The following is a 13,634-nucleotide window of genomic DNA, read 5'->3' on the forward strand; positions in this document are numbered from 1 at the left end:
TACAAATATTATAGAGCCATTAATAATCTATCTCGCACCTAATGAAGCGAGATATTTTTCTTGACGATAGAAGTTTCAGACACCATCATTTTCGAGCACTGATAGCACTTAAAACGACGCTCTCTAAGTAGAATTCTGGTAGGCATACCAGTAGTTTCGAGGTAAGGAATCTTAGAATGTTTTTGAAAGTCATATTTCTTCATTTAACTTCCGCAATCAGGGCAAGATGGGGCGTCGTAGTCCAGTTTAGCGATAATTTCCTTATGTGTACCCCTATTGATAATATCCATAATTTAGAAATTAGGGTCTTTAATGTCTAGTAGTTTTGTGATAAAATGTAATTGTTCCATATGAATCTTTCTAATGATGGTTTGGTCGCTTTTCATTATAGATGATATGGGACTTTTTTTCTACAATAAAATAGGCTCCATAATATCCATAGGGGATTTACCCACTACAAATATTATAGAGCCAGAAAAGCTAATCTCGAGAAAGGGCAAATTTCGTCCTTTCTTTTTTTGATGTTTAGAGCGATGAAAATCCGTTTTTTTGAAGTTTTCAAAGTTCCGAAAACCAGAGGCGTTGCGCTTGATAAGTTTGATGGGATTATTAGTGACTTCTAGTTTGGCGTTAGAATAGGCTAGTTTAAGGACATTGACAATTTTCTCGTTATCTTTGAGAAATGTTTTAAAGATAGTTTGAAAAATTTGATACTATGCGTTTTTCTTATTTTAAGATTTTTACCTCAGTCTCTTTTAGTATTTAACGCAGTTAATAAGGTCTTTACAATAGTTTAATTCAGGTAGTAAATTTGTTTCTATTCTGTCAACTTTTCCTATTTTTTATCTTGTTGAGGTTGGTATTTTAACAATTCAGGAATTGTTAATAACTGTTTAAAATTTTTTGTTAGAATAAGTTTATAAAAAAGAAAAGGAGTATATATTTATGCTAAAAAGTATTTATGAGCAGATGACTGATTTCTATGACAGTATCGAAGAAGAGTATGGTACTGTATTTGGTGATAATTTTGACTGGGAACATTTTCATTTTAAATTTTTGATTTATTATTTAGTTAGATATGGCATTGGGTGTCGTAGGGATTTTATCGTTTACCATTATCGTGTTGCTTATCGTTTGTATCTTGAAAAATTGATAATGAAACAAGGTTTTGTTGCTTGTTGAGACAATATGAGTTAATTTCCGAACAAATTTAACTTTTTGTGGAAAAATAATGATAAATAGCCGGAATTTTTTCTAAAACATTTTTTAATAGTTGGAAATAGCAAATCTTTCTATTGTTTCTTCTTGATAAAAAGGCGATTTTTTCTTATAATAAATTGTAAGATATAATTGCGGGTGAGATTCCTGCCATGTATGTGAGAAAGGAAGAGCCTGAGGGCTCAGACAAGATTATGACTTCAGTTGTTGTTGTAGGTACCCAATGGGGTGATGAAGGTAAAGGGAAGATTACAGACTTCCTTTCAGCGAATGCAGAAGTGATTGCACGTTACCAAGGTGGTGATAATGCAGGTCACACGATTGTGATTGATGGTAAGAAATTTAAGTTGCACTTGATTCCATCTGGGATTTTCTTTCCTGAAAAAATCTCTGTTATTGGAAACGGAATGGTTGTAAATCCTAAATCTCTTGTAAAAGAGTTGAGCTATCTTCATGAGGAAGGTGTGACAACTGATAACTTGCGTATTTCTGATCGTGCCCATGTTATTTTGCCTTATCATATCGAGTTGGATCGCTTGCAAGAAGAAGCTAAGGGCGACAATAAGATTGGGACTACAATCAAGGGAATTGGTCCAGCTTATATGGACAAGGCTGCTCGTGTTGGGATTCGTATTGCAGATCTTTTAGATAAAGATATTTTCCGTGAGCGTTTAGAACGTAACCTTGCTGAAAAGAATCGTCTCTTTGAAAAATTGTATGACAGTAAAGCGATTGCTTTCGATGATATTTTTGAAGAGTATTACGAATATGGTCAACAAATCAAGAAGTATGTGACAGACACATCTGTCATTTTGAATGATGCGCTTGATAACGGTAAACGTGTGCTTTTTGAAGGTGCCCAAGGTGTTATGCTAGATATTGACCAAGGTACTTATCCATTTGTTACTTCTTCAAACCCTGTCGCTGGTGGTGTGACAATTGGGTCTGGTGTTGGTCCAAGTAAGATTGACAAGGTTGTAGGTGTATGTAAAGCCTATACGAGTCGCGTAGGAGACGGACCTTTCCCAACTGAATTATTTGATGAAGTGGGAGATCGCATCCGTGAAATTGGTCATGAATATGGGACAACAACTGGTCGTCCACGTCGTGTGGGTTGGTTTGACTCAGTTGTGATGCGCCATAGTCGTCGTGTTTCTGGTATCACTAACCTTTCATTGAACTCTATCGATGTTTTGAGTGGTTTAGATACAGTGAAAATCTGTGTGGCCTATGATCTTGATGGTCAACGTATTGACTACTATCCAGCTAGTCTTGAGCAATTGAAACGTTGCAAGCCTATCTATGAAGAGTTGCCAGGTTGGTCAGAAGATATTACTGGAGTTCGTAATTTGGAAGACCTTCCTGAGAATGCGCGTAATTATGTTCGTCGTGTGAGTGAATTGGTTGGCGTTCGTATTTCTACTTTCTCAGTAGGTCCTGGTCGTGAACAAACAAATATTTTAGAAAGTGTTTGGTCCTAAGAGATTTTTAAGATTTGTTTAAGATAGATCGGGTATACTATAGACAGTTACAAGAAGACCTCCTAACTTGTTGTAACAAATATCCTAAACTTTTCTTTTTCATAATAATCTCCCTTAACTCCACCTAATCAGGTGGAGTTTTTTGGCTCTATTTCAGGCTTTTTGGGACTATTCTAAAAATCATTTTTCGATATTTTTCGGTATTTTTCGGATTTTGGTCGGGGAATTGGCGGGGAATTTTTGAGATTTTGGCGGGGATTTTTTAGCGAATATGACTAAGAAATAGGTCTGTTGTAGCTTCAGCAAGTTCGTCCTCTACTTGATTGTAACGATCGGTCATATAGACTTTTGTATGGCCCAGCGCCTGGCTTAATTGTTCAAGCGGAACCCCTGCAATAATGCTTTGAGTCGTGAAGAAGTGGCGCATCATGTGAGGTGTTACATGCAATCCTGTTGCTTCATTCACTAGATTGAAGTTTCTATTTAACTGGTTTGGATTGATGAGACCACCTTTCTCGTTGATAGTTATATAATCCTTGTGCTGTTCCTTAATAATCCCTAACTTTCGCTTAATTTTAGAAGCTTCAGCTATCAGATAATAGATAAGGTCTGTTCCGATATCATCAAGGCAGACATATCGCTCTGAATCTTTCGTTTTAAGCCCTCCTTTCCCTTTCAAGGTCTGGTTGCTTCGGCTGTCTCTAAGATGCAGTAGAGCCCGTCCACTGTCGTTCTGAGTGACGTCCATTGGGCGCAATCCAAAGACTTCTCCTCTTCTCAATCCAAAAATGGTAAGATAGGTCAGAGCGTAGAATTGTTTTGGCATAATCTCTTCTGCCTTTACTATCCAAGTCTTGAACTTTTTGAGAGTCACTTTCTTGTTAGCTGCAGGAATATCACTCTGGCCAATAAAGACACCTTTCAAGCGATTTGAGAGCAGATTCCCATTTTTGACGGCATCATTCAGCAATGCCATGAAGCTGGAATTGAGGGTTTGAACAGTGTATCTGGTATGGTTCTGCAACTTTTCAGCGATAAAGAGTTCATACTCATTTCTATCTAGGTTTTTAAGCAGGGTAGAACCAAATTTGGGCTTGATATGGTTCTTGTAGAGATTATCATTGAGGTAGTAGGAAGTGTCATTCCAGCGCCCTGTAGATAATCTCTTTTCAGAATAGATATCCCAATACTGATTGAGAGTCAGATTAGTATTGATACCTAATTCTTGGTCTTTGATTTGTTGTTCAATCTCTGCCAAGGATGCACGAGCTTGTGGAAGGGTTGTGAGACCGCTTTTAGTAATCTCTTTCTTTTTACCATGAAAATAGAAAGAGCGTCTGATGTAATAACGTTTGCCTTTTGCAGTTTCATAGTAATAGATATTTGGGTATTTTGTTTTATTATATTTCATTGTATTCTCCTTGTTTATCGGCTTCTGGACAAGGTCTAAACATTGAGAATATTGACATCACTCCTTTCATGGTGTAAAATAGGGTATAGAAAAGAGGCCTTTTAAATGGCTGATTTTTTATAAGGGTAAGCTTCACAATCAAACTTTGGCGAGGGAGATTGTGGGGCTTTTTTTATTTTTTAAGTTCTTTTAACAAGGAGATTATCTCTTCATTTTGTTGAATGATAATCTGATTTTGTTGTATTTGAACTTTTTCAAACGCACCAGGACCGCTTGCATTTGCTAAAGCGATAGTTTTGCTACTTAGTATATTTCCGATGTATGCAGCTTGCTCAGGATATTTTTCAAGAATATGAATCATGTCATTTTCTTCAAAATATGGGATAGCATCCGCATAATATTTTTGTTTTTGAGTATCTTTTTTTGAAATTTTATCTTTTCCACCAAATAACGCCATAATATTTCCTCCGTTTATTTTTTTAGATATTTAATTATTGGTCTTATTAAGATATAAGATATTATTAGTCCAATAAAGAATGGCCCAATTTTTCCTTCAAACAGTAGAGATAGGGAAGCAAGTAAGAAGAGTAGACCGACACTAGATAATATAATGGATTTAATTGTAGGACTTTCTTTTTTTAGTGTTGTTTCAACTGAAGTAGTAAATTGAGTAGAATCAGCAACATTTAATGCGTTTCCTTCAATAGGGATAGTTGGTTTTGATAATTGTACTAAATCTGATTCTTTTTTCAATTCTAATGCATCGGATGTTAGCACAGGCTCAATATTTTTTTGCTCTTCTTTTTCTCGCAAATCTATTTCATGAACATCTAATGCCAATTCAGAGCTTTCTTTTTCAGTCTTTTTATGTACCACATTTTCGATTGGAGTCGTCGGTGAGACTTCATTACTTTCTTCTAGCGTAGAATCAATAACTGATAGATATATTTCAAAACCAATATCTAAGTCGTTATTAGTAATAACCTTATCGTTTAAATCATCCCACTCTTTGTATGGTCCACCTTTTATCTCTCCCTCTATTACAAAGTTATATTTTTTGTTATCAAAATATTTTCGTATTGTTTTAGCAACAGTCGCAGGAACATATCCTACATGATTATTAAATATCAAAACTTTTATAGCATTAGGATCATACTTATTATCTACTTCTGGAACAAGCTCAATATTGAAAAAGTCTAAATCTTGATATTTGAAAACTTTCATGCCATATTCTTCAAGTTCTTCTCTAAGTTCCTTAGTTGATAAATTGCTATAGTACTTTGCATATTCTGGGATTCCGTTATCTTCGGCAATTAGATTACAGGCTTCTTTAACCGCTTTTTTATATTTGGTTACACCAGCAACTCTAAACAGTATTTTCTCAACAGTCTTTTGCACAATTTCCTCCTCTAGCCAAATACCCACAATATCATTTAATTAACCAATGCTAGATATTCTTCCTTAACCATGACTTCATTAGTCATAGTTTTTAGATCATAGTAGGACATGAATTTGAGGTAATCAAATTCTGTGGGGTCGTCTAAGCTTTCTAGTGCGTCTTTTACGAGATGATGGATCATATTCCTATCAGCTTCGTTTTCACAGCGTAAGCGAGCGTTCTGGTACTCTGAGCGCGTATGGTCCTTGTGTCCTAGCTCATGAAGTAGGACCTTAACCCTTTCTTTTTTGCTGAGTTTATTCGACAAGAAAGCTGTATTGGTTTCTTTTTCGTAAAATCCAAGTTCATCAGGTATTAGCTCACCGTCAAAATCGACAATGCGAACCTGAAAATGACTTATAATTTCTTTTTCGGTCACTAAGCAGCACCTCTAATCACCAGCTTCTTTGAGATAACCTTCAATGATAGACTGGATGATTTTCTTCTTTTCATCTGTTAATTCTCGGCCACCAAACATCATGACATTAGATGCCATTTCTTCAACATTCAGTGTCTTCCCTTGCCATGTGTACTCTTTTGAATTACCAGCGATAGCTGGATTATCTGTACGTCCGAGCAGGTAGTCTAAGGATACATTAAAGTAATCAGCGATTTCTTGCATTCTTTCTGTACTAGCTTTTTGTTTTTTTAGGGAATATAGTGTGTTTCTGCTATATCCAAGCTTTTCTTCCAAAGCATTTATAGAAAGTCCCTGTTTTTTTGCAAGTTCTTTGATTTTTTCGTATGTTGGAAACATTGATTTATCAACCTTTCTAAGCATTACGAAAAAATAATTAAATTATTTGATTAAAGTTGTTGACAAAATTAAATAAATAATTTAAAATTATATTCGTAAGCTAAAGAGTTAGCGAATAAGACAACTAAAAAATAAAGCCTAATGAAACTGATTGGCGTCCGTTTTTTCTAGGTAGAACCTTACTTTTAGTAGGTCTTTTCTCTATGGTTTGATTTTAAATCATTTATTTAAAAATGTCAAGAAAATTCGCTAACTTTTTAGATAATTTTTTAAAAGGAGGTCAGGGATGAACGAAGAAGACCTGAAAGAATTATTGGAACTCTTAGCGACAGATTATGGGCGAGGGTATCTAGATGGAGTAGTTGGGGGACTTTCAATGCTTTTGAAAATTTCAAAAGAAGCAGAGAAATATAGAAAGGAAGAAGATGAGTAAAGAACTAAAGATAATCAAGGCTAAAATCAAAACTCGTTTGATTGAGCTTGATATGACTCAAGCCGAATTGGCAAAACAAGTATCTGTAGCATCATCAGTTATTTCAGAGCTACTGAAATATGGCAAAGGAAGTGATTATGTAAAAGAAAAAGTCACAGATGTTCTAGGAATTGAGAATCCTTGGATAAATCACTGAGAGGTCCATACATGCAAGCAAAAATAATACTGAATTGGCAGAAGAAAAATCACCAACTTAGTCAGATGATGATCGATAGTCTTGAGGGACTAGATGTTTGGGAAACTATTTTAACACTAGGAAAAGTAAGAAGAGGAACATTATGAACGAAATTTTTAATTTTCACGGGCAGGAAGTCCGTACTTTGACAATTGATGACGAGCCTTGGTTCGTTGGGAAAGATGTTGCAGACATCCTAGGATATAGCAAGGCTAGAAATGCGATTGCTCTTCATGTTGATGAAGATGACGCCCTAAAACAGGGCCTCACAGATAATTTAGGAAGGGTCCAAGAAACTATTATCATCAACGAATCTGGTCTCTACTCTCTTATCTTATCCAGCAAGTTGCCTCAAGCTAAAGAGTTCAAGCGCTGGGTGACATCAGAGGTTTTGCCAGCTATTCGTAAGCAAGGGGGATTCATCCGTGAGGATTTGGACGAGGATGCCTTCATTGCTCTATTTACTGGACAGAAGAAATTGCGTGAGCAACAAGCTAGCATGCTGGAAGATATCGACTACCTCAAGAGTGAGCAACCGATTCATCCAAGCTATGCTCAGTCGCTCTTGAAGAAGCGCAAGGCTAGGGTCGTGGCTTGCTTGGGTGGTATCGACAGTCCAGCTTATGCGGATAAGACTTTCGCTCAGTCAGTCTTTAGACAAGCTGAGATTGATTTCAAAGACCACTTCAACATTAGTCGCTATGACTTGCTACCCAAGAAGCATGCGGATGCCGCTCTTGCTTACTGGATGACGTGGGAGCCAAGCACTAATACCAAGATGAAAATCATGAAATTGAACTCATTTGATGACGTCTAGAAAGGGGAAGAAGATGGACAATGTTCTACTTTCACTGTCTGAATGGATTAAATCTATTATCAAGGACACAATCACAAGGCTAGTCGAAATAGAAAAAGATAGTGATCACTATCCAGAGTTGATGGATGTGAACACTACCTGCGAATTTCTAGGAATTAAGTATGCCACCTTTTCAGATAATTATCGTTACTTAAAGGGATTTCCAAAGGAATTACCTGGTAAGAAATGGTCAAAAAGAGCCATCAAAGAATGGCTCTCTAATCAAATATAATAACTTTACTAAAAGGCTTCTGGACAAGGTCTTAGCAAAATTATTTGACTATATTATAACACAAAAAGAGGATAAGGAGATAAAAATGTTTGAACCACCGATTTTAGACCAGTTGATGGGAGTTGGAGCCTTGCTGATTGGATTTGCAGGAGCTTGCCGTCATATCAAATTGCAAGAACAACGAGAGGAAGAAGAGAGACGAGAAGAGCAAGAATTTGCGTCTATGATTATCCAAGGCTACAACCATGCATACGAACGTGGTAGAGAGGCAGAACGCCAACAAATCCGCAAGAATATCCGCAGAGAGTTCAAAGGCTTCACATACGACAACGAACCGCCTGTAGGCTTACGCCCAGAACCTCTGGCATTACCAGAACCTAAACAGTCTGCAATCAGATTTTTGTCATGAGGAGGGCAGAAAATGGAAGAATTGATTGAATGGCTGTTGTGGCATGAGAGAGTGAATATTGAAATGATGTCGTCTGATGAAGAAAAGTCTGATTTTGAACTATATTTAGAGGACGAGAACAGGAAAATTTCACTTATCAAAGAATACCTAACCGACTATGAAAAACTAGCCAAGGACTATCGTGATGTGGTATCTGAAAATAAGCTGTTAAAGGTCGAGAAGATGGCATTAGAGGGCACGTACATCTATGAGGATATGCGGATGAAATACCGTGCTAATCGTAGGAAGTGGGGTGTGAGATTATGGCGTTAAAAAACAAGCGGTATTTCTGGATCCAGCTTGCCCAAGACTTCTTTAAGTCAAAGGAGATGAAACTACTTCGCAAAATTGCTGGTGGAGATACACATACCATCATTTATCTCAAAATGATGTTAATTAGCTTGGAAGACGGAGGGCATATTTACTATGATGGACTTGCTGACAATCTAGCTGAAGAAATCGCTCTTGTCATTGATGAGAATGTCGAAGATATTAAAATTACTTTGATTTTCTTGGAGAGCAAGGGCTTGTTGACTAGAAAAAATGATAGGGATTATTTTTTAGAGCAAGTTCCTGAAATGGTAGGAAGTGAAACCGCGAGCACTCGCAGAAGTCGTAAGCACAGAGAATTAACAGCGTTGCATTGCAACACTATTGCAACAACTTGCAACGGAGATATAGATATAGAGAAAGATATAGAGAAAGATATAGATATAGAGAAAGATAAAAATCCAGTCGAGCTCATCGTGGAAGAATATCAATCTCGTATTGCTCCGTTAGATGGAACTCAATTTGAAATCTTGAAAGAGTTCATCACCTTGGACGGCATGGAAGCGAAAGTTGTCCTGAAAGCAATTGGTCTTGCTGCTGACAATGGTAAAAGAAATTTTAGTTATATTAAAGCAATTTTGACGAATTGGAAAAAAGACGGGGTCTTGACGATTGCAGCAGTGGATGAACGTGAGCGTCAATACAGAGAAAGTAAAATCAGTAATCGCCAAGGACAAGCAAAATCTAACGTTCCTGAATGGTCTCAACCTAACTATGTGAATACGACAAGCGAGGAGGACAAGGAAGAGCTTGAAAAACGGAAACGTGAATTACTTGAAAGGCTTGAGAATGGAGGTGGCTGATGTTTATTTTAAAGCATGGGACAAGAGAGGATAAGCCCTTTCTGAGGTCCGCAGTTATTGGTGTGACTGGCTTGGACATTTCATGTTCTGAGGAGAAGAAAGCCTTGCGGTTTGTTTCTCGGGCGGCAGCCTTACAAGTTGGAAAGGCATTGAGGGGTTCCTTTGGGAACTTTTACCCAGTTGAGGTGGAGTGATGTTAGAGCTTTACTTCGTTTACAATGGGCACTGCAAGTTTTACCTTGGGACGTTTGACAATGTCGATGATCTCATTGAGCAGATGAAAGACCATCAATGGGCTTTCTCGGCTATCACTCATCCAAGGTTTCAAAAGCACATTGGTCAGCGGACAACACGATTTGACTATGGTGCGAAGGATTGTTACTATTTAGCAACTTTTTCAGGAGGATAAGAAAATGATTGAACTTATTAAAGAATTTGGAATGGCTATTCTGTGGTTATTTCTCGGCTACTTAGTCGGGGAACGTGCAGCAAGAAAGGAGAAGAAAGATGATCAATAACGTTACATTGGTAGGGCGCTTGACGAAAGACCCTGAATTAAAATATACGCCGTCGAATGTGGCGGTTGCCACCTTTACGCTAGCGGTCAATCGGAATTTCAAGGGAGCAAACGGCGAGCGAGAGGCGGACTTCATCAACTGTATGATGTGGCGCAAGCAGGCGGAGCTATTCGCAGAATGGTGCAAGAAAGGCAATCTGGTCGGTGTGACGGGGCGCATCCAGACAAGGAACTATGAGAATCAGGAGGGGCGCAGGGTCTATCTGACCGAGGTGGTCGCAGATGGTTTTGAGCGACTTGAAAAGCGTGATGATACAGCTAACCGTTCGAACATTGAGGAACAAATGCCAGGCTATGCCCTTGAAGAAGATGATTTTCCGTTTTAGTGTGAGGTAAGAAATATGATTGGAGTAACCTATCAGGAAATTCATCTCTTTGTTGAATTTTTGAAAGAGCAGTATGGGCAAGGGCGTCCAGACTATATTGAAGCCCTGAACGACTTAGACGGTATGGCGGAAGTCTCCTATAGAGAAGCTATTGAAAGATTTTTAGACGATGAAGTACGATAAACAGGTAGTAATCGAAGGACTGAAACGTACAATTGAGCAAAATGAAGAGAAGATAATCGAGTATTCGAAGCCGTGCGATGCACGGAAAAGACGCATTAGAGCGCTGGAGCGCGATTTGTTGAAGAAAAAGAATAAAGAATTAAGGCAGAAAGTAGAGGAGTTGGAAGATGAAACTTAAGGAATTGATTGAGAAATTCGAAGAACGAAAAACAATAATTGGCAATTATCAAGGTTATGCAGTTTGGTGGGAAGATGTTAAAGAAATCTTTGAACAACTAGACGAACCCAAACCGGTCAAAGTTCCGGAGTTTGTGGCGGAAAAAATTGAGTATTTCAAAAAAACTGGTGACTGGGATTTGTTTCAAGCGATGGATTATTTATTTGGAAAAAAAGAAATCAGGGAATGGCTTGAGGATAAAAACAACCAAGAAACATTTGCTCGTGCATGGCTTAACGGCTACGAGGTCGAGGAAGAGAGGCGGTATCGGGTTAAGATTAAAGGGAATATTAAAGAAAATATGTTGGTTTATGGAGAACTTTTGGAAAGGTATTACTTTACAAAAAGCCTTAGTTTAGACAATGCTATATATTCCCACACCCGTAAAGAACTAGAAGAAGCTGGATTCGGCTGGGTGTTCGATTGTCCAGGTATTGAGATTGAGGAGGTGGAGTGATGATTATCAAGAATTACAAATATGATTTTTCGAGTGGCAGAATACGCTACACAATTGATGTAGATGGCTATGAAACAGCTATGGAACATACAAAGACAGAATACGGAAGTGTCCAAAGAAATGATATTGATGATTTCTTAAGTACGGTTGAGGAATACGACTTTCAAGAAGCTGAGATGATTGAAGCATTTGTTGACTTTCAAAATGATTTGCTCTTATATGGAATTGATTTTGAATTGAGAAATGGGGTGGAGTGATGAAGAAAATAACGTTTATCATAGGGTTAGGAGGCGAGCAAATAGAATTCAAAACAGATAGAGATGATTTTATCAATGAATTAAAATTTCGTTATGAAAACAAGCAACTTCTTGAAATCAATCTTGGTCCTGAGATTGTGTTGCTCAATCCCAGCAAGATCTTATTTGTTAAAATCAAGGAGGTAACAGATTGAAACGATTCATAGCTATCTGGATTTTATTGTCTGCCGGATTAAATATCTGGCAGATGGACAGGATTCGAGATTTGGAAGAGAAGAAGCCGATGGTTATCTACAAGGCGGATAACGCAGGCGCTGAGATTTTTGGTAAGGTCGTTGAGAAAGGACGACAGGGGAAGCTATACACGCTTACCATTCGTGACTACGGTGTGTTCGTGGTTACTAAGGATGTGTACGAGAAAGTGAAAGTTGGGGATGAGGTGTTACTCTAATGGACGATATTTTACAAGCTTTAGCAAAAATGCTAAATATGACTGTTGATGAAGTAAGTTCTTTGCTTACAACATTTAAAGGGAATGCACCACAGATTTATGAAATGTTCGTTAAAGAAAAGATGATTTATGATCTCTTCAGTCTTTTTCAAATCATGTCAATTATAATATTTAGTGTTTCTGCAGTAGTTTTAGCAGTTTTAACTCTCATATATTTTACATACGATGGTGGTTTTGTTTATTCCTATGATATACGTACAGGAAAAACCGAGGAAGAAATTAAATTAGAACGCATTGAACGGAAAAGAAAGGACTTAAAAATACCACTAAAAATTAGTTGCATTTCATCAAGCGCAAGCTTGATAACATTAGTTCTTGCAATTGTTTTAAAAGCAACTCTTGCACCTAATTATATATTCATCGTGAATGAAATTTTACCAAGAATAACGAAAAGATAGGAGTTATCATGAACACACTAGAACAAGTCAAACGATGGTTTATAGACCGTGATTTAGAAAATGGTGGACGACTAGACAAGCAGTCTTTGAAATTGAGTGAAGAATTTGGCGAGTTATGTGCTGGCTATCTCAAGAAGAATGAGCAACTGACCAAGGATAGTATCGGAGACTGTACAGTCGTGATTGTCGGTCTGGCCTTGCTGAGCAAAGTGGATGTGGATAGTATTTTTGAAGAGTCGAAGAATGTTAGAAAGAACGATATTATGACATCATTCGCGTACGCAAATACATGTATTAGCAACATTCAAACAGAACAACATCTGAAACTTATGACCTTACGTATAAAATCATTGACTCTATTGATTGGTCATCTAAAATCAATCAGCAATGCACTTGGTTATAGCTTCGAGGAATGTTTTGAACTGGCTTACCAAGAAATCAAAGATCGCAAGGGTCGTTGGATTGATGGCAGCTTTGTGAAGGAGGAGGATTTGGCATGACACCAAAATTTAGAGTGTGGGATAGCGTAGAAAAGAAATTCGTAGAACATTTTTTTATCACAGATAACGGCTTGATTTGCAACATGGAAAAACCAACATCGGACTCCAAACTTCTTATTCCTATCGAAAAGTCAGAATTGATCCTCATGCAATCAACAGGACTCAAGGATAAGAACGGGGTGGAGATTTTCGAGGGGGATGTGGTTTCTAGGAATAGTGGAATGCCCAGCGTAGTCAAATTTGGTAAATGGATTTATGAGGAAGATTTTGGATATAAAATAAAAAATATCGGGTTTCACCTTAATTCTAGTTGTGATGATGATGAATGGTTTCAAGCTATGGACTATGAAGATATTCGCAAGAATTATGAAGTCATTGGCAATATCTACGAAAACCCAGAACTTTTGGAGGATAAGGAATGAACCCAGAAATAATTGACAACATCAACAAACCAAGCCACTACCAAGGTGCAAACGGTCTTGAAGATCTGAAGAAGGCACGTAAGAACCTTGATTGGCTGATTGAGGAGATGGAAAAAGAAGGAAGGTGACGAAACATCAAAGAGC

At 37.6% G+C, this 13,634-nt stretch carries 27 protein-coding genes and 2 pseudogenes; 22 read left to right on the plus strand and 7 right to left on the minus strand.

Annotated features, from left to right (window positions below):
• Nucleotides 1-53: 53 nt before the first annotated feature.
• Nucleotides 54-290 (minus strand): annotated as a pseudogene (locus HT720_RS06400) (transposase family protein); the annotation flags it as partial.
• A 173-nt stretch (nt 291-463) separates the two neighbouring features.
• Nucleotides 464-707 (minus strand): annotated as a pseudogene (locus tag HT720_RS06405) (transposase); the annotation flags it as partial.
• 238 nt (nt 708-945) lie between these two features.
• Between HT720_RS06405 and comW the strand changes: the two are divergent.
• A complete protein-coding gene (gene comW / locus HT720_RS06410) occupies nt 946-1,182 on the plus strand; it encodes a sigma(X)-activator ComW (protein ID WP_173274998.1) in 237 nt (78 codons plus the stop codon).
• 230 nt (nt 1,183-1,412) lie between these two features.
• Nucleotides 1,413-2,699: an adenylosuccinate synthase gene (locus HT720_RS06415; protein WP_173275297.1), complete on the plus strand. Its 1,287-nt coding sequence runs from the start codon at nt 1,413-1,415 to the stop codon at nt 2,697-2,699.
• A 262-nt stretch (nt 2,700-2,961) separates the two neighbouring features.
• Here HT720_RS06415 and HT720_RS06420 read toward each other — a convergent pair whose 3' ends face one another.
• The 5 genes from HT720_RS06420 to HT720_RS06440 form a co-directional block, all read right to left on the minus strand.
• Nucleotides 2,962-4,110, minus strand: coding sequence for a site-specific integrase (locus HT720_RS06420; RefSeq protein ID WP_173274999.1), 1,149 nt, complete (start codon nt 4,108-4,110; stop codon nt 2,962-2,964).
• 172 nt (nt 4,111-4,282) lie between these two features.
• Nucleotides 4,283-4,567, minus strand: coding sequence for a hypothetical protein (locus HT720_RS06425; protein WP_173275000.1), 285 nt, complete (start codon nt 4,565-4,567; stop codon nt 4,283-4,285).
• Nucleotides 4,568-4,581: 14 nt separating this feature from the next.
• Nucleotides 4,582-5,508 carry an HIRAN domain-containing protein gene (locus tag HT720_RS06430; RefSeq protein ID WP_173275001.1) on the minus strand — a complete coding sequence of 309 codons (927 nt, stop codon included), beginning with the start codon at nt 5,506-5,508 and terminating at the stop codon, nt 4,582-4,584.
• Nucleotides 5,509-5,543: 35 nt separating this feature from the next.
• Nucleotides 5,544-5,927: an ImmA/IrrE family metallo-endopeptidase gene (locus tag HT720_RS06435; protein WP_112445529.1), complete on the minus strand. Its 384-nt coding sequence runs from the start codon at nt 5,925-5,927 to the stop codon at nt 5,544-5,546.
• A gap of 12 nt (nt 5,928-5,939) precedes the next feature.
• Nucleotides 5,940-6,305 (minus strand): helix-turn-helix transcriptional regulator, encoded by a 366-nt coding sequence (locus tag HT720_RS06440; protein WP_000484469.1) that lies wholly within the window; start codon nt 6,303-6,305, stop codon nt 5,940-5,942.
• Between the two features lie 286 nt (nt 6,306-6,591).
• Between HT720_RS06440 and HT720_RS06445 the strand changes: the two genes are divergently transcribed.
• From HT720_RS06445 to HT720_RS10360, 20 genes are all read left to right on the plus strand, one after another.
• On the plus strand, nt 6,592-6,738 hold the full coding sequence (locus HT720_RS06445; protein ID WP_172448391.1) for a hypothetical protein: 147 nt from the start codon (nt 6,592-6,594) through the stop codon (nt 6,736-6,738).
• Nucleotides 6,731-6,934, plus strand: a complete 204-nt coding sequence (locus HT720_RS06450; RefSeq protein WP_173275002.1) for an XRE family transcriptional regulator — start codon at nt 6,731-6,733, stop codon at nt 6,932-6,934. The genes HT720_RS06445 and HT720_RS06450 overlap by 8 nt, the downstream gene beginning before the upstream one ends.
• A gap of 142 nt (nt 6,935-7,076) precedes the next feature.
• Nucleotides 7,077-7,790 (plus strand): ORF6C domain-containing protein, encoded by a 714-nt coding sequence (locus tag HT720_RS06455; RefSeq protein ID WP_173275003.1) that lies wholly within the window; start codon nt 7,077-7,079, stop codon nt 7,788-7,790.
• A gap of 13 nt (nt 7,791-7,803) precedes the next feature.
• Complete coding sequence (locus HT720_RS06460) at nt 7,804-8,061, plus strand: hypothetical protein (protein WP_000370959.1); 258 nt, start codon at nt 7,804-7,806, stop codon at nt 8,059-8,061.
• A gap of 85 nt (nt 8,062-8,146) precedes the next feature.
• Nucleotides 8,147-8,470 (plus strand): hypothetical protein, encoded by a 324-nt coding sequence (locus HT720_RS06465; RefSeq protein WP_173275004.1) that lies wholly within the window; start codon nt 8,147-8,149, stop codon nt 8,468-8,470.
• A gap of 63 nt (nt 8,471-8,533) precedes the next feature.
• Nucleotides 8,534-8,782, plus strand: a complete 249-nt coding sequence (locus tag HT720_RS06470; protein ID WP_240156331.1) for a hypothetical protein — start codon at nt 8,534-8,536, stop codon at nt 8,780-8,782.
• Complete coding sequence (locus tag HT720_RS06475; protein WP_173275010.1) at nt 8,773-9,642, plus strand: phage replisome organizer N-terminal domain-containing protein; 870 nt, start codon at nt 8,773-8,775, stop codon at nt 9,640-9,642. Before HT720_RS06470 ends, HT720_RS06475 begins: the two co-directional genes overlap by 10 nt.
• Nucleotides 9,642-9,836: a hypothetical protein gene (locus HT720_RS06480; RefSeq protein WP_173275012.1), complete on the plus strand. Its 195-nt coding sequence runs from the start codon at nt 9,642-9,644 to the stop codon at nt 9,834-9,836. Before HT720_RS06475 ends, HT720_RS06480 begins: the two co-directional genes overlap by 1 nt.
• A complete protein-coding gene (locus tag HT720_RS10230; protein WP_240156327.1) occupies nt 9,836-10,051 on the plus strand; it encodes a hypothetical protein in 216 nt (71 codons plus the stop codon). Before HT720_RS06480 ends, HT720_RS10230 begins: the two co-directional genes overlap by 1 nt.
• A 98-nt stretch (nt 10,052-10,149) precedes the next feature.
• Entirely contained in the window at nt 10,150-10,545 is a 396-nt protein-coding gene (gene ssb / locus HT720_RS06485; RefSeq protein WP_000609557.1) for a single-stranded DNA-binding protein, read from the plus strand.
• A gap of 15 nt (nt 10,546-10,560) precedes the next feature.
• A complete protein-coding gene (locus HT720_RS06490; protein WP_173275015.1) occupies nt 10,561-10,728 on the plus strand; it encodes a hypothetical protein in 168 nt (55 codons plus the stop codon).
• Nucleotides 10,715-10,906, plus strand: coding sequence for a hypothetical protein (locus tag HT720_RS06495; RefSeq protein WP_173275018.1), 192 nt, complete (start codon nt 10,715-10,717; stop codon nt 10,904-10,906). The genes HT720_RS06490 and HT720_RS06495 overlap by 14 nt, the downstream gene beginning before the upstream one ends.
• On the plus strand, nt 10,896-11,402 hold the full coding sequence (locus HT720_RS06500) for a DUF1642 domain-containing protein (protein WP_173275022.1): 507 nt from the start codon (nt 10,896-10,898) through the stop codon (nt 11,400-11,402). Before HT720_RS06495 ends, HT720_RS06500 begins: the two co-directional genes overlap by 11 nt.
• A complete protein-coding gene (locus HT720_RS06505; protein WP_173275025.1) occupies nt 11,402-11,659 on the plus strand; it encodes a hypothetical protein in 258 nt (85 codons plus the stop codon). Before HT720_RS06500 ends, HT720_RS06505 begins: the two co-directional genes overlap by 1 nt.
• Nucleotides 11,659-11,853 carry a hypothetical protein gene (locus HT720_RS06510; protein ID WP_000724358.1) on the plus strand — a complete coding sequence of 65 codons (195 nt, stop codon included), beginning with the start codon at nt 11,659-11,661 and terminating at the stop codon, nt 11,851-11,853. Before HT720_RS06505 ends, HT720_RS06510 begins: the two co-directional genes overlap by 1 nt.
• Nucleotides 11,850-12,110, plus strand: coding sequence for a DUF1372 family protein (locus tag HT720_RS06515; protein ID WP_173275029.1), 261 nt, complete (start codon nt 11,850-11,852; stop codon nt 12,108-12,110). Before HT720_RS06510 ends, HT720_RS06515 begins: the two co-directional genes overlap by 4 nt.
• Nucleotides 12,110-12,568 (plus strand): hypothetical protein, encoded by a 459-nt coding sequence (locus HT720_RS06520; RefSeq protein WP_173229522.1) that lies wholly within the window; start codon nt 12,110-12,112, stop codon nt 12,566-12,568. Before HT720_RS06515 ends, HT720_RS06520 begins: the two co-directional genes overlap by 1 nt.
• A gap of 8 nt (nt 12,569-12,576) precedes the next feature.
• Nucleotides 12,577-13,068: a MazG-like family protein gene (locus HT720_RS06525; protein WP_173275032.1), complete on the plus strand. Its 492-nt coding sequence runs from the start codon at nt 12,577-12,579 to the stop codon at nt 13,066-13,068.
• Complete coding sequence (locus tag HT720_RS06530) at nt 13,065-13,490, plus strand: YopX family protein (RefSeq protein ID WP_173214387.1); 426 nt, start codon at nt 13,065-13,067, stop codon at nt 13,488-13,490. The genes HT720_RS06525 and HT720_RS06530 overlap by 4 nt, the downstream gene beginning before the upstream one ends.
• A complete protein-coding gene (locus HT720_RS10360) occupies nt 13,487-13,618 on the plus strand; it encodes a hypothetical protein (protein ID WP_275690484.1) in 132 nt (43 codons plus the stop codon). The genes HT720_RS06530 and HT720_RS10360 overlap by 4 nt, the downstream gene beginning before the upstream one ends.
• The last annotated feature ends 16 nt before the right edge of the window (nt 13,619-13,634 follow it).

It is taken from the genome of Streptococcus sp. 68 (genome assembly GCF_013277415.1).
GTDB lineage: Bacteria > Bacillota > Bacilli > Lactobacillales > Streptococcaceae > Streptococcus.

What these genes read in the sequence shown, in the direction of transcription:
- comW (WP_173274998.1), top strand. Translation starts at nt 946, where the DNA reads ATGCTAAAAAGTATTTATGAGCAGATGACTGATTTCTATGACAGTATC.
- HT720_RS06415 (WP_173275297.1), top strand. Translation starts at nt 1,413, where the DNA reads ATGACTTCAGTTGTTGTTGTAGGTACCCAATGGGGTGATGAAGGTAAA.
- HT720_RS06420 (WP_173274999.1), bottom strand. Translation starts at nt 4,110, where the DNA reads ATGAAATATAATAAAACAAAATACCCAAATATCTATTACTATGAAACT.
- HT720_RS06425 (WP_173275000.1), bottom strand. Translation starts at nt 4,567, where the DNA reads ATGGCGTTATTTGGTGGAAAAGATAAAATTTCAAAAAAAGATACTCAA.
- HT720_RS06440 (WP_000484469.1), bottom strand. Translation starts at nt 6,305, where the DNA reads ATGTTTCCAACATACGAAAAAATCAAAGAACTTGCAAAAAAACAGGGA.
- HT720_RS06445 (WP_172448391.1), top strand. Translation starts at nt 6,592, where the DNA reads ATGAACGAAGAAGACCTGAAAGAATTATTGGAACTCTTAGCGACAGAT.
- HT720_RS06450 (WP_173275002.1), top strand. Translation starts at nt 6,731, where the DNA reads ATGAGTAAAGAACTAAAGATAATCAAGGCTAAAATCAAAACTCGTTTG.
- HT720_RS06455 (WP_173275003.1), top strand. Translation starts at nt 7,077, where the DNA reads ATGAACGAAATTTTTAATTTTCACGGGCAGGAAGTCCGTACTTTGACA.
- HT720_RS06460 (WP_000370959.1), top strand. Translation starts at nt 7,804, where the DNA reads ATGGACAATGTTCTACTTTCACTGTCTGAATGGATTAAATCTATTATC.
- HT720_RS06465 (WP_173275004.1), top strand. Translation starts at nt 8,147, where the DNA reads ATGTTTGAACCACCGATTTTAGACCAGTTGATGGGAGTTGGAGCCTTG.
- HT720_RS06470 (WP_240156331.1), top strand. Translation starts at nt 8,534, where the DNA reads ATGATGTCGTCTGATGAAGAAAAGTCTGATTTTGAACTATATTTAGAG.
- HT720_RS06475 (WP_173275010.1), top strand. Translation starts at nt 8,773, where the DNA reads ATGGCGTTAAAAAACAAGCGGTATTTCTGGATCCAGCTTGCCCAAGAC.
- HT720_RS06480 (WP_173275012.1), top strand. Translation starts at nt 9,642, where the DNA reads ATGTTTATTTTAAAGCATGGGACAAGAGAGGATAAGCCCTTTCTGAGG.
- HT720_RS10230 (WP_240156327.1), top strand. Translation starts at nt 9,836, where the DNA reads ATGTTAGAGCTTTACTTCGTTTACAATGGGCACTGCAAGTTTTACCTT.
- ssb (WP_000609557.1), top strand. Translation starts at nt 10,150, where the DNA reads ATGATCAATAACGTTACATTGGTAGGGCGCTTGACGAAAGACCCTGAA.
- HT720_RS06490 (WP_173275015.1), top strand. Translation starts at nt 10,561, where the DNA reads ATGATTGGAGTAACCTATCAGGAAATTCATCTCTTTGTTGAATTTTTG.
- HT720_RS06495 (WP_173275018.1), top strand. Translation starts at nt 10,715, where the DNA reads ATGAAGTACGATAAACAGGTAGTAATCGAAGGACTGAAACGTACAATT.
- HT720_RS06500 (WP_173275022.1), top strand. Translation starts at nt 10,896, where the DNA reads ATGAAACTTAAGGAATTGATTGAGAAATTCGAAGAACGAAAAACAATA.
- HT720_RS06505 (WP_173275025.1), top strand. Translation starts at nt 11,402, where the DNA reads ATGATTATCAAGAATTACAAATATGATTTTTCGAGTGGCAGAATACGC.
- HT720_RS06510 (WP_000724358.1), top strand. Translation starts at nt 11,659, where the DNA reads ATGAAGAAAATAACGTTTATCATAGGGTTAGGAGGCGAGCAAATAGAA.
- HT720_RS06520 (WP_173229522.1), top strand. Translation starts at nt 12,110, where the DNA reads ATGGACGATATTTTACAAGCTTTAGCAAAAATGCTAAATATGACTGTT.
- HT720_RS06525 (WP_173275032.1), top strand. Translation starts at nt 12,577, where the DNA reads ATGAACACACTAGAACAAGTCAAACGATGGTTTATAGACCGTGATTTA.
- HT720_RS06530 (WP_173214387.1), top strand. Translation starts at nt 13,065, where the DNA reads ATGACACCAAAATTTAGAGTGTGGGATAGCGTAGAAAAGAAATTCGTA.
- HT720_RS10360 (WP_275690484.1), top strand. Translation starts at nt 13,487, where the DNA reads ATGAACCCAGAAATAATTGACAACATCAACAAACCAAGCCACTACCAA.